Genomic DNA, 12240 nt, shown 5'->3' on the forward strand with positions numbered 1-12240 from the left:
TTGCGTAATGTAAAAATATGAGGACTGTCCATGAGCACTAAAACCATTTTCGTCCAACCCGGTGGTGGCTACGACAACGTGGTGGTCGGCAGCAGCGAAGTGCGCGCGCCCGCAGGCGGCGAAATCACTGTGCGCCTGCATGCCAACTCCCTGAACTATCACGATTTCGCCGTCGTCAGCGGCATGTGGGGGCCGACTGAACAGCGTATTCCGATGGCCGATGGCGCCGGTGAAGTGATCGCGGTTGGCCCGGACGTGACCGAGTTTAAGGTCGGCGATTCGGTGGTCAGCACCTTCTTCCCTGAGTGGATTGACGGCACGCCGCAGGTGGAGGGGTTTGTCACCGTGCCGGGGGATGGCATTGACGGCTACGCCCGTGAGCAAGTGACAGCCAAAGCTACCGCGTTCACGCTGGCACCGACCGGTTATAGCCACGCTGAAGCCTCGACCCTGACCACCGCTGGCCTCACGGCCTGGCGCGCGCTGATGGCCGACGATTCGCTCAAGCCTGGCGATACTGTGCTGGTACAGGGCACGGGCGGGGTTTCAATCTTTGCCTTGCAATTCGCGAAAATGGCCGGTGCCACAGTGATTGCCACCTCCTCCAGCGACGAGAAGCTGGAGCGCCTCAAAGCGCTGGGCGCCGACCACGTCATCAACTACCGCAAAGACACCCGTTGGGGTGAGACAGCCCGGGCACTGACCGGTGGCCGTGGCGTCGATCACATCATTGAAGTGGGCGGCCCCGCGACCCTCGAACAGTCGATGATTGCTGTGCGCGTTGCCGGTCACATCTCGATCATTGGTATTTTGAGCGGTGTCAGCGGCGCCATGGACTTCGTGCCTGCGCTGGTCAAACAAGTGCGCCTGCAAGGCGTGCTGGTCGGTAGCCGCAGCCAGCAGCAAGACATGATCCGCGCCATCAATGCCAACGGCATGCGCCCGGTCATTGACCGTCACTTCCCGCTGACCGATATCGTCGAAGCCTTTAAATACCAGGAAACCAACCAACATTTCGGCAAAATCTGCCTGGACATTTAAACGCGACACCGCCGCAAGGCGCATTGACCGTGCGCCTGCGGCCTCACAAGGGTCTGTTCCCGTTTCATCGCTTGCAATGAAACGGGAACAGACCCTAGATTCAGGCTTTTATCTTTAGGAGCGAAGCCCGATGAGCCTTGAATCCGTCCGTGCATTCTTCAGCACCAACGCCCCCGACCTGCACATCATCGAATTGGCCACCAGCACGGCGACGGTCGCATTGGCCGCCGAAGCCCACGGGGTCGAGCCCGGTCAGATCGCCAAGACCCTGGCCTTTCGCGTCGGTGAGCGCAATGTGCTGTTGGTCGCCCGGGGTGACGCGCGGATCGATAACAAAAAAATCAAAGAGGCCCTGGGCAGCAAAGCCAAAATGCTGGATGCCGAAACCGTGGTGGCACTCACCAGTCATCCCGTCGGTGGTGTGTGCCCTTTTGGGCTGGCGACAGCGCTGCCGGTGTACTGCGACATTTCCCTGAAAAGCTACACCGAAGTCATGCCCGCCGCCGGGGCCACGCACACGGCCGTGAAGATATGTCCCAGCCGGCTCGCGGCGCTGGTTAATGCGCAGTGGGTCGACGTGTGCCAGCCCCTACCGGCCGCCTAAAAATAGAGCGAAGGCTCTATCTCGGGCCTTTCAGCGATTTTAATTGTCCGACAATATGGAAATTACAGTTGAGATCGATTATCATCCGCCGCTCGCGCAGCACCCTCCACCGCCATTCAACGACCAATAAAACGTAGCAGGGTGCTGTTTTAAGGGAATAACCTGAGGCGCTCATGCACCGCTTTACTTTCAGCAAATCATTGATTTGCGCAACATTGGGGATGGTCAGCCTGCCGTCGTTTGCGGCATTGCAACCCGAGTCAGACGCTGCGCTGGCCGGTGAAACACAACGAACGTGCCATTTCAACAGAGACACCAGCAGCGACTGCAGCACCACCTACCGCTACACGATCCTGACCAACAATGGGCGAGAGATGCTGTCGCGCATTGATTTCAGCTTCCCTGAAACGGACCGGCTGGAGATTATCGACGCCCACTCAGTCCAGCCCGGTGGCCAACCGCAGCCACTGGCCGAATCGCAAATCGACACGCGCATGGCTCCCAACCCGGATCAGGGCTTTTTGCGGGCCAAACAAACCTCCATTGCGTTTCCCAACCTGCGCGTCGGTACGACCATCACCTATACCGTGCGCGAACACACCACGGCCAAACCGTTGATGGAGCACTTCCATTACGCGTTGACCTTCGGCCCGAGCCCGGTTCGCACCGATGTGTTCAAAGGCACGTTCACCGCCGAGCAGCCCATTGTCTGGCGCAGCGAGCTGATGGAGGACTTCACCTTCACCCCGTCGGCCGATCACAAAACCCTGGTGGTCGAGCAAAAGAAACCGCGCTTTGTGAACTACATCAACGAAGCCAACAATGGTTACATCCGCCAGGTGCCGCGGCTTGAAATCGGCAGCTCCAGCCAGTTACAGGATCACTTCGGCCCGCTCGCCAAGCGCTACAACGACATCCTTGCTGCGCGCCTGCCTGACGGCGCCGCAAAAGCCGTCGCGGGGCTCAAAGGGTTACCGCCTGAACAGCAAGTCTCGGGCTTGATGCGCTATATCCATGATCAATACCGCTACATGGGCGACTGGCGCGCCACCGACCGAGGGTATGTGCCCTTCAGCCTGAGTGAGATCGAAGCGCGCGGGTACGGCGACTGCAAGGATTTGTCGGTGCTGCTGACGGCCCTGTTGAAAGCCAGCGGCATCCACGCGCAGACCACCTGGGTCAGCCGGGGTACAAACCCGCTGGGCCTGTTGTTGCCCGGCACCAGCTCGGCCAACCACGCCATCGTGCGTGCCGAGGTCAATGGCCACGTCTGGTGGCTGGACCCGACCAATCCGGTGTTCATGCCGGGCCGCAGCATGCCGGACATCCAGGACCGCTGGGCGCTGGTCATCGATGAACAGGGCGCGGTGCGTCAGGAACACATCCCCGAAGCCCCCGCCACGGTGAGCATGGACGTCAAGAAGTTTGAACACTTCAATCGCGAAGGTCAGGCGCGCACCACGGCGCAGGTGCAGATGGGGCAAATGATGCTGATGCAACTGAGCTATGCCGACACCGATTCCGGGGTCTCGGCCACAGACCTGAACCTGTGTAACAACTTTGGCAAAGAGATCAGCGACTGCAACATCACCCGTGAAAAAACCGGTTTCGTGGTCCCGGAGCGTTACACGGTTCACGCCAGTCTGACCAACCTGCGCCCGTTGGAGAATCTGGGCGGGCAACTCATGTATAAACCCGCCTTCATGACCGAGCGCTGGGACAGCCTGATGAACTATCGGCGCACCGGGCAATTGGCGGATTTGTACCTGGGCGATCCGGAAAAGATGACTTACGACATCACCCTCTCGGGCGCCAAGGTGGCCAAGGTCATCGCCACCTGCACGGTCAACTCGCCCTGGTTCGACCTGGAACTGAGCAGCCAGCGCAATAAAGGTGAGTACCGCTACCTGTATTCAGTGACGCAAAAACACAGTTGGCTGAGCCATGACGCGATCATGAGCGCGCCCTTCGAGGCGATGCTGCAAGAAGCACGAGCGTGCAACGAACAGATGCAACAAGGGGTGCAACTCAACACCCAGGGCTGAGCCCCGCCCTTGCGCAAAAGCCTGGTCCCCGCAAAGGGATCAGGCTTTTTTTGCAGTGGGGTCAGGCGATAGCGGCATCGACCAGCACTTGAGCTTCTTCAACCAGTCGGCTGAGATGCGCGTCGCCGATAAAGCTTTCAGCGTAAATCTTGTAGATGTCTTCAGTGCCCGAAGGACGCGCCGCGAACCAGCCGTTTTCGGTCATGACCTTCAGGCCACCAATAGCCTGCTGATTGCCGGGGGCATGGCTGAGGATTTGGGTAATGGCTTCTCCGGCCAAGGTCGTCGACTTGACCTGTTCCGGGGACAACTTGCCCAACAGCGCCTTTTGCGCGGGCGTCGCCTTGGCGTCTACGCGGGTTGAGAACGGCTGACCCAGATCGTCGGTCATCTGCTGGTACAACTGCGACGGATCACGCCCCGTGCGTGCCGTCATTTCTGCAGCCAGCAAAGACGGAATCAAGCCGTCCTTGTCGGTCGACCAGACGCTGCCATCGCGCCGCAAGAACGATGCCCCGGCACTTTCTTCGCCACCAAAGCCGAGCGAGCCTTCAAACAGCCCATCGGCAAACCACTTGAAGCCCACGGGGACTTCGTACAGACGACGCCCAAGGCGCGCGGCCACCCGATCAATCAAGCCACTGCTGACCACGGTTTTGCCCACGGCCGCATCGGCGCGCCATTGCGGGCGATTGCGGAACAGGTAGTCGATGGAGACGGCAAGGTAATTGTTCGGCGCCAACAGCCCACCCGACGGGGTCACGATGCCATGGCGGTCATGATCCGGGTCGCAGGCAAAGGCCACATCAAAGCGTTCTTTCAGGCCGATCAGGCCTTGCATGGCATAGCTGGAGGACGGGTCCATGCGGATTCGCCCGTCCCAGTCGACGCACATAAATCGGAACGTCGGGTCGACGGCGGTGTTCACGACCTCCAGGTTCAAGCCGTAATGCTCGCCGATTGCTGACCAGTAGCGCACGCCTGCGCCGCCCAGCGGGTCAACCCCCAGGCGCAGGTTGGCGTTGCGCAGGGTATCCATGTCGATGACGTTTTTCAGGTCCGCCACATAGGTGTTCAGGTAATCGTGACGGTGCGTGGTACTGGCTTTGAGCGCTTGCTCATAGCTGATCCGTTTGACCCCCGACAGGCGGGCAGCCAGCAATTCATTGGCTTTAGCTTCGATCCACTTAGTGACGTCAGTGTCCGCCGGGCCACCGTTGGGCGGGTTGTATTTGAAGCCGCCACTTTCAGGCGGGTTATGCGAAGGCGTAATCACCACGCCATCCGCAAGGCCAGACGTCCGCCCGCGGTTATAGCAAAGGATGGCGTGGGAAATGGCGGGGGTCGGGGTGTATTCGTCAGCGGCGGCAATCATGGTCTCGACACCATTGGCGGCAAAAACCTCCAGCGCGCTCGCCCCGGCCGGGGTCGACAGCGCGTGGGTGTCGATGCCAACGAACAGCGGGCCATTGATACCCTTCGCTTGACGGTACAGGCAAATGGCCTGGCTGATGGCCAATACATGCCACTCATTGAAACTCAACTCAAACGAGCTGCCGCGATGACCGGACGTTCCGAACGCGACGCGCTGGGTCGCAATGCTGGCATCGGGCTGACCGGTGTAATAAGCGGTCACCAGTCGTGCAATATCGACCAGCAAGTGGGCTGGAGCCGGTTTGCCCGCAAGAGGACTGAGTGTCATGAAAACCTCGGGAAATATATGATTCGGAGGAAAAAACGCAGTTTACTGGCACTTCGACACTGGCGAGAAGCGATCTATCCCGGGCCTGCGCAATTGCCTGCGTTTTTGATGATCGCAGGCGCTATGGCGGCACGTGACGATGACCCGGTTTGCAACAAAACCGGGCTCATGGCAAAACTATGGCACTTTCCGGTGTTTTCGTGATCCAACCGGACGCTTTCTTTCTGCACTGAATTTAAGGACACATCATGAAACCACTGGTCATCAGCGCGGCACTGTTGTTTTCGTTGAGTACGCTGAGCGGCGTTGCCAACGCCGCCAAACTGGAAGACGTGGCGCCCTACCCTAAAGCCGATAAGGGCTTTAGCCGACAAGTCATTCATTTGCCGACGCAAAAAAATGAAGACGATTACAAAGTCCAGATCATTGCCGGCAAGACCCTGCAAGTGGATTGCAACAAGCAACGCCTGGGCGGCAAGCTGGAAGAGAAAACGCTCAAAGGCTGGGGTTACCCTATGTATCGCCTGAACAAGGTCAGCGGCCCGGCGACAACGCTGATGGCCTGCCCTGAAGGCAAAACCCACGCTGAATTCGTGCCGGTCGTGGGGGATGGTTTCATGCTGCGTTACAACAGCAAGTTACCGATCGTGCTGTACGTGCCCAAGGACATTGAAGTGCGCTATCGCATCTGGTCGGCCTCCAAGCAAATCAAGCAGGCCGTTGCCGAGTAACGGCTTATGGGGCGCCACGGCCATACGGGGTGGCGCCCGCAGCTGTATTCACGCTACTGCAGACCCACGCGATAAAGCGCACCGTCTTTTTCATCGGTCAGCACATACAGATAACCGTCCGGACCTTGCCGGACGTCGCGAATCCGCGAGTTCAATTCGCCCAGCAGGCGCTCTTGATGCACGACTTTGTCCCCCTCCAGTTGCAGGCGGATCAGGTTGCGGTCAGCCAATGCGCCAATGAACACATTGTGCTGCCAGGGCTTGAAACGCGTGGCGTCATAAAACGCCATGCCACTGATGCCGGGGGACTTTTCCCAAACATGAATCGGGCCTTTCATGCCTTCGACCGCTGAACCCTGGGCTTCCTGAATAGGTGTGGAGGAGTAATCCATGCCATGGGTTGCCATGGGCCAGCCATAGTTGCTGCCGCGTTCGATCAGGTTGATTTCGTCCCCACCTTTTGGCCCATGCTCATGGGCCCACAAAGCCCCGGTCCAGGGGTTGAGAGCTGCCCCCTGTGGGTTGCGATGGCCGTAGGACCAGATCTCCGGGCGCACCTTGGCTTGATCGACAAAGGGATTGTCGTCCGGCACGCGCCGGTCAGGGAAAATCCGCACGACTTTGCCTTGAAGTTTGTCGAGATCCTGCGCGGTCGGGCGTTGGTTGTTTTCACCCAGCGCGATGAACAAGTACCCGTCACGGTCAAACACCAGGCGTGAGCCGAAGTGGTTGCCGGTTGAGAACTTGGGCGCCTGCGTAAAAATGACTTCAAAATTGCTCAGCTTGGTGAGGTCGTCTGACAGCCGCCCACGCCCTACAACGGTGCCGGCCTTGCCCTCTTCTTCGCCACCTTCGGCGTAGGACAAATACACCAGCCGATCGCTAGCGAAGTTGGGCGATAGCACGACGTCCAACAACCCGCCCTGGCCCTTGGCCCAGACCTGCGGCACGCCACCGAGGGGGGCTGAAAGTTTGCCGTCGGGGCTGACAACCCGCAGATTGCCCGGCCGCTCGGTCACCAGAATGCCTTGCCTTTGCGGCAAAAAAGCCAGTGCCCAAGGGTGGTTGAGGCCACCGATGACCGTATCCACTGTCAGTGCGCCCTGTTCAGACGAAGAGTTCTGCGCATGGACCGTGAGTGTTGCCGTGCACAATGACGTGGCGCACAGCGTTACCAGCAGGGTTTTCTTCAGCATCTGCCAATCCTTGTGTGATTAACGCGTGTTTTGCCGTTGCAGTGACGGCGCCGTGGGCTTGAGTGTCGCGGGCGGTGTTGTGGGGCGCGGATAACCGTTGCGGATCTGGCCATTTTCGAGGCTTGGCACAGGGGGCGTTGGCAAGGTAGTGGCTCCGCGCACGGGTGGAGCGCTGGAGGTGCTGCCCTGGCGGCTATTGGGGTTGATACGCCGCAAGGTGTTGTCAGGGGGCGCCGGAGTGGTCTGGACCGTGTTCTGCGCCAATACCGGGGCGCGATTGCCAGATTCTGCCTGTGCGGTGACGCCACAGCTGGTCAACAACAGCAAAAGACCGTAGACGAGGGGTTTCATGAGGCGCTCCTTTAGCCGTGAACCGATGACACTTGGATCATCCCCGAGCAAGAGGGTTCGTTTTAAACGCTTTAGCGCAGCCCGCTAGCCCCGTCAATCTGGCCTGCTATCGCTGATGGTTGAGCAGGTTGATCGAGCCTGCCAGTAAACAGCGCAAACATGAGCACCACAAGCTGTCACTTTTGACAGCTTATCCGGGGCATTCAATGGGTTTATAACCCCATTAAGTTCGACCATCCGCAGAGATGGTGCGTTTCGATGGAACCTTGAATCGCTTCAGGATGGTGCCCATGACCCGCAGCCTAAAATGCCAGCTTTTCACCCTCTCGCTGCTCAGCCTTGCTGTGCATGACGCCCATGCCGCCTGCACGTTCAGCCCCACGGCCGGTGACGACAGCTTCGTCTGTGACAGTGGCACGGCGCCTTCGCTGATCGATTTGTCGGGTAACAACGCGCTGGTACTGCCCGTCAACAGCACGGGCAGCATCAATGGCCCGGTGACCTTCGGGGCGGGGGCTGACAGCATCACGGTGCATGGCGGGCTGATCACCGGCGTCGTCAATCAAGGCGATGGCATTGATGACTTTGTGATGAGCGGCGGGCAGATCCAGTCGCTTGCCCAGGGCGACGGCCGGGATACCTTCCTGATGACCGGCGGCACCATCGTGGGGGCGTTTGAAGATGGGGATGTGGCCAACATGACCGGCGGCAGTATCGGCCGGGTCGACATGAAGCTCGACAACAACATTTTCGACATGTCTGGCGGTCAAATCATCGGCAATCTGGTCACCGGGTTTGGCCGGGATTCGATCATCCTGTCGGGGGGCAGCATCGGGGGCAATATCAGCGTCAGCGGTGGCGACGATGACGTCACCGTGACGGGCGGCACAGTCGGCGGGGAAATTCGCCTGAGTTTCGGCAATGACCGCTTCGTCTGGCGTGACGCAGGCCTGATCAAGGGCGCCGTCTTGATGGGCGAGGATAACGACACGGCGTTACTGGCCAACCTCAGCGAAACGCTCCTGTCTTCCACCCCCGCCCTTGATGGCGGGCTCGGCACCGACAGCCTGAGTATCGAGAACAGCGCCCCTGAGACCGGCGCCCGTTATATCAACTGGGAAACCATCAACCTCACCCGAGATTCGCGCCTGACACTCAACGACACCCTGACGCTGGGCGACAGCACAAGTGGCACGGGCGTGTTCAACCTTGATGCCTCCAGCCGGGTCGAGTCCAGTCAGGGCGTGATAAAAGCGTTTGCCAGCGGGCAAAACGTCACGGTGAACAACGCAGGACTGATTGACCTGACAACCGATGGCACATCGACATCGGACCGTTTGACGATTGTAGGCAACTACACTGGCAACGGCGCGCGACTCAATCTGCACAGCGTGTTGGCCGGCGACAACGCAGCCTCGGACGCACTGGTCGTCTCCTCAGGCACCCTTAGCGGCACCACGTCGATCAACGTGACCAATGTGGGCGGTACGGGCGCGTTGACGGCAGCCAATGGCATTCAGGTTGTAGAAGCTAATCAAGGCGCTGTGAGCAGTGCGGGGGCGTTCACCTTGGGCCAACCCCTGTCGGCAGGCGCGTATCAGTACTACCTGTTCAAGGGTGGGGTTACGGCGGGCAGTGAAAACAGCTGGTTCTTGCGTTCTTCAGTGGTCACTCCACCTGCTGTGGCCGCCGTGCCGGAGCAACCGGTGCCTGGACAACCGACCCCACAACCCCCTTTACCGCCTGTGGCGCCGACACCGGCGGCAGGCACACCGCCGCTGCCGGTGGCGGCGCCGGGTGAAAGCATTGTGCTGTACCGCCAGGAGGTGCCGCTGTATGCCGTGGTGCCACCTGCCGCAGCGCTTCTGGCACAGACCACCTTGGGAACGTTTCATGAGCGTCAGGGCAATCAGCATCTGCTGACAGAAAAAGACGCGGTGCCCGCAGGCTGGGTCCGTGCCTTCGGCAATGCGGTGCGCCAGAGCTGGTCGGGCACGGTTGCACCGAGTTTCGATGGCTCGATCAACGGCTATCAAGTCGGTCACGACCTGTATGGGCATGAGCAGGCCAACGGTTATCGGCAACGCGTCGGGGTGTTCGTCAGCCACGCGCGCCTGGACGGTGACGTGCGCGGCTTCAATCTGGGGTTCAAGGACAACAAGGCCGGTGATATTCGGCTCGATGGCGACAGCCTGGGGGCTTACTGGACCTTGATCAGCCCGCAATCGGCCTACCTTGACGTTGTGGCTATGGGCACCCGGTTTGATGGACGCAGCCGTTCAGAACGCGGGGCCAGGCTGGATCTTGACGGGCATGGTGTCAGCCTGTCCGTTGAAGCGGGCTACCCGCTTGCCTTGTCAGACCGCTGGCAAATCGAGCCGCAAGCGCAACTCATTGGCCAGCGGGTGTCGATGGACAGCGCCAATGATGGCATTTCGCGAGTGGGTTTCGACAGCCAGGACTACCTGAAAGGTCGTGTGGGTGCACGCCTGACTGGCGCTTATGAAGTCGCCAACATCCCGGTTGAGCCTTATCTGCGCAGTAACCTGTGGCACAGCTTCGGCGGCCGTGACGCCACCCTTTATGACGGCCAGCCCGTAACCCGCACGGACCACACCGCCAGCACCGTGGACATCGGCGCGGGCATTGTCGCCCGCCTTCACCCTGCGGTCAGTGTCTATGCGAGTACGGATTACAGCAGCAACATTGACAGCCGTAACCAGGAAGGACTCAGCGGCACCCTGGGTCTACGGGTGAGTTGGTGAGTCAACGTGGCGGTAATCTTCGGGCCCGATCTCGATGACCGTGGACTGCTTGGCTTCATCCAGCAACGCCTGACGGCAGACTTGGTAGCAGTCCTCGATGTGATCGTTGCCGACCATTTTCATGACGCCAAAGCTGATGGTGGCCGCCACGGCTTGCCCGACCAGCGGAATGAAACGGGTGATGGACTTGGTGGCCACTTTAACGCCCATCTTGCGCAGCAATGACATGACCAGCGTGCGGCTGACAAACTTGCCGATGATCTCGCTGCCGATGCCAGACGCTGCCACCACGATCAGGCGTTTGGAGCGTGTGTCCAGTTGTTCGATCTGCTGCGGGGTGAGACCGAACTTACTGTTGATGGCAGGTAGCATCTCCACCAGCAAGGCCACATCGGTGCCGATGTCGAGTCCGGGGATCGGTACGGCCGCCGCACCCGCAGAGACCGCTGACCGTTTGGTCACCATGGATTTGCACTCGTCTCGAATGCGATCAAGCTCGGCCAATGACCTGATTAACATAAGATTCCCCTGACAAATAAAGACACAACGCGGGCAGTCTACTACGGCCTGAAGCGCTGAAGCGCGGCTGCAAGGATGTAGAACGTACGCAGACAGAGAAATTCAAAGAAGATTTAGTGCGAGGGAGAGCTTGCACGTGGACATGGGATCAGGGAAGGCCTGTACTCGCAGCAAGTACAGGCCAGAGGGTCAGACGTCTTTTTTAACTTTCGCCCATTCTTCCTTCAGTTTTTGCACGAAGCTGGCCTTTTTATCCTTCTCGCAGGCGGTGACGATCAGCGGTGTAATTTTCTCGACACCTGCGACGTCCAGTACAGCATCTTCAACTTTGCCCGACTTGTTGACCGCTTCGCCCAACCCTAGGCTCTGTACGTAAAGTATTGTCGCAAGCACCGCATAGCGCAGGCCAATGAGACCATCGCCGCAAAACTTGTTGCGAGCTTGTCGAAGCGCGTCACGATGCGACGGTTCTCCTTCAGCCAGCCAAACATGCGTTCGATGATGTTGCGCTGCCGATATTTGGGGCGATCAAAAAGTCGAGGCAATCCTGGCTTGGTTTTGCGCTTCATGCTTCGCAACGGAATGACTGGCTGCATGCGATAACGATCACAATACTGGCGCAGCGCTTCAGCGTCGTAACCCTTGTCAGCCAGCAACCAGCGGCAACGCTTGCGTGGGCGACCGCGCAGGCTGGGTATGCAAGCCTGATCGAGTAGCGGTTGGGCATAGGCTATATCGCTGGCTTGTCCGCCTGACAACAGGAAACGCAGAGGCACACCATTGGCGTCGCACAGCATGTGAATCTTGGTCGTCAGGCCACCCCGGCTGCGCCCGAGCGCGTGGTCTTGCGGTTCTTCAAATCCCCTTTTTTCCCGGCACCTGATGAGGCCCGGGTTGCTCGTACGGCAGTGGAGTCGATCATCCATGTTTCCAAGTCAATCAAACCCTGCTCATTCAATCGGATATGAAGACGCTTGAGCATCTGATCAAAAGCTCCGCAATCACGCCATCCCCGGAACCGTTGATAGATCGTTGACCAAGGGCCGAATCGTTCGGGCATGTCTCGCCAGGCTGCGCCAGAGCAAAGCACCCAGAGAATACCGTTTAGCATCAGGCGATCATCGGCCCGAGGGCGCCCGGTGCGCTGATTTTTGGTGAAGATATCTGCAACCAGATCCCAGGCTGCGTCGGGGAGTTCATACCGCTTTGCCATCTTGGCCTCCTGGCTTTAATGGCGGTGTATTTTACAGAAAATCGTATTTCTTGAGTTTACGTACAGCACCGAG

Annotated in this window: 10 protein-coding genes and 1 pseudogene; 5 read left to right on the plus strand and 6 right to left on the minus strand. The window is 59.2% G+C overall.

What is annotated here, in order from left to right:
• The first annotated feature begins 30 nt into the window (after positions 1-30).
• The 3 genes from TU74_RS21710 (at position 31) to TU74_RS21720 (ending at position 3690) form a co-directional block, all read left to right on the plus strand.
• Complete coding sequence (locus TU74_RS21710) at positions 31-1041, plus strand: zinc-dependent alcohol dehydrogenase family protein (RefSeq protein ID WP_047274687.1); 1011 nt, start codon at positions 31-33, stop codon at positions 1039-1041.
• A gap of 130 nt (positions 1042-1171) precedes the next feature.
• Positions 1172-1645 (plus strand): YbaK/EbsC family protein, encoded by a 474-nt coding sequence (locus tag TU74_RS21715; RefSeq protein ID WP_047274688.1) that lies wholly within the window; start codon positions 1172-1174, stop codon positions 1643-1645.
• 173 nt (positions 1646-1818) lie between these two features.
• The gene (locus tag TU74_RS21720; protein ID WP_047282424.1) at positions 1819-3690 is read left to right on the plus strand and encodes a DUF3857 domain-containing transglutaminase family protein; all 1872 of its coding nucleotides are present in this window, start codon (positions 1819-1821) and stop codon (positions 3688-3690) included.
• A gap of 61 nt (positions 3691-3751) precedes the next feature.
• Here TU74_RS21720 and pgm read toward each other — a convergent pair whose 3' ends face one another.
• The gene (gene pgm, locus TU74_RS21725; protein ID WP_047280656.1) at positions 3752-5392 is read right to left on the minus strand and encodes a phosphoglucomutase (alpha-D-glucose-1,6-bisphosphate-dependent); all 1641 of its coding nucleotides are present in this window, start codon (positions 5390-5392) and stop codon (positions 3752-3754) included.
• A gap of 248 nt (positions 5393-5640) precedes the next feature.
• Between pgm and eco the strand changes: the two genes are divergently transcribed.
• Complete coding sequence (gene eco / locus TU74_RS21730) at positions 5641-6123, plus strand: serine protease inhibitor ecotin (protein ID WP_047274691.1); 483 nt, start codon at positions 5641-5643, stop codon at positions 6121-6123.
• A 53-nt stretch (positions 6124-6176) separates the two neighbouring features.
• Here eco and TU74_RS21735 read toward each other — a convergent pair whose 3' ends face one another.
• On the minus strand, positions 6177-7319 hold the full coding sequence (locus TU74_RS21735; RefSeq protein WP_048377653.1) for a PQQ-dependent sugar dehydrogenase: 1143 nt from the start codon (positions 7317-7319) through the stop codon (positions 6177-6179).
• Between the two features lie 18 nt (positions 7320-7337).
• A complete protein-coding gene (locus TU74_RS21740) occupies positions 7338-7670 on the minus strand; it encodes a hypothetical protein (RefSeq protein ID WP_052892163.1) in 333 nt (110 codons plus the stop codon).
• A gap of 290 nt (positions 7671-7960) precedes the next feature.
• Here TU74_RS21740 and TU74_RS21745 point away from each other — a divergent pair, with 290 nt between their 5' ends.
• On the plus strand, positions 7961-10435 hold the full coding sequence (locus TU74_RS21745; RefSeq protein WP_047282426.1) for an autotransporter family protein: 2475 nt from the start codon (positions 7961-7963) through the stop codon (positions 10433-10435).
• Here TU74_RS21745 and TU74_RS21750 read toward each other — a convergent pair.
• The 3 genes and pseudogenes from TU74_RS21750 to TU74_RS23835 all read right to left on the minus strand — a co-directional run bounded on the left by TU74_RS21750 (position 10418) and on the right by TU74_RS23835 (position 12167).
• The gene (locus TU74_RS21750; protein WP_047274694.1) at positions 10418-10954 is read right to left on the minus strand and encodes a hypothetical protein; all 537 of its coding nucleotides are present in this window, start codon (positions 10952-10954) and stop codon (positions 10418-10420) included. The two genes, TU74_RS21745 and TU74_RS21750, sit on opposite strands and share 18 nt — an antisense overlap.
• 189 nt (positions 10955-11143) lie before the next feature.
• The gene (locus TU74_RS21755; RefSeq protein WP_241485599.1) at positions 11144-11311 is read right to left on the minus strand and encodes an HdeA/HdeB family chaperone; all 168 of its coding nucleotides are present in this window, start codon (positions 11309-11311) and stop codon (positions 11144-11146) included.
• Positions 11312-11313: 2 nt separating this feature from the next.
• Positions 11314-12167, minus strand: a pseudogene (locus tag TU74_RS23835) (IS5 family transposase).
• Positions 12168-12240 lie beyond the last annotated feature (73 nt).

Source organism: Pseudomonas lundensis, from assembly GCF_001042985.1.
Taxonomy (GTDB): Bacteria; Pseudomonadota; Gammaproteobacteria; order Pseudomonadales; family Pseudomonadaceae; genus Aquipseudomonas; species Aquipseudomonas lundensis.

Bases quoted from the DNA above. Each gene is read 5' to 3' on its own strand.
- TU74_RS21710 (WP_047274687.1), top strand. From the start codon at position 31: ATGAGCACTAAAACCATTTTCGTCCAACCCGGTGGTGGCTACGACAAC.
- TU74_RS21715 (WP_047274688.1), top strand. From the start codon at position 1,172: ATGAGCCTTGAATCCGTCCGTGCATTCTTCAGCACCAACGCCCCCGAC.
- TU74_RS21720 (WP_047282424.1), top strand. From the start codon at position 1,819: ATGCACCGCTTTACTTTCAGCAAATCATTGATTTGCGCAACATTGGGG.
- pgm (WP_047280656.1), bottom strand. From the start codon at position 5,392: ATGACACTCAGTCCTCTTGCGGGCAAACCGGCTCCAGCCCACTTGCTG.
- eco (WP_047274691.1), top strand. From the start codon at position 5,641: ATGAAACCACTGGTCATCAGCGCGGCACTGTTGTTTTCGTTGAGTACG.
- TU74_RS21735 (WP_048377653.1), bottom strand. From the start codon at position 7,319: ATGCTGAAGAAAACCCTGCTGGTAACGCTGTGCGCCACGTCATTGTGC.
- TU74_RS21740 (WP_052892163.1), bottom strand. From the start codon at position 7,670: ATGAAACCCCTCGTCTACGGTCTTTTGCTGTTGTTGACCAGCTGTGGC.
- TU74_RS21745 (WP_047282426.1), top strand. From the start codon at position 7,961: ATGACCCGCAGCCTAAAATGCCAGCTTTTCACCCTCTCGCTGCTCAGC.
- TU74_RS21750 (WP_047274694.1), bottom strand. From the start codon at position 10,954: ATGTTAATCAGGTCATTGGCCGAGCTTGATCGCATTCGAGACGAGTGC.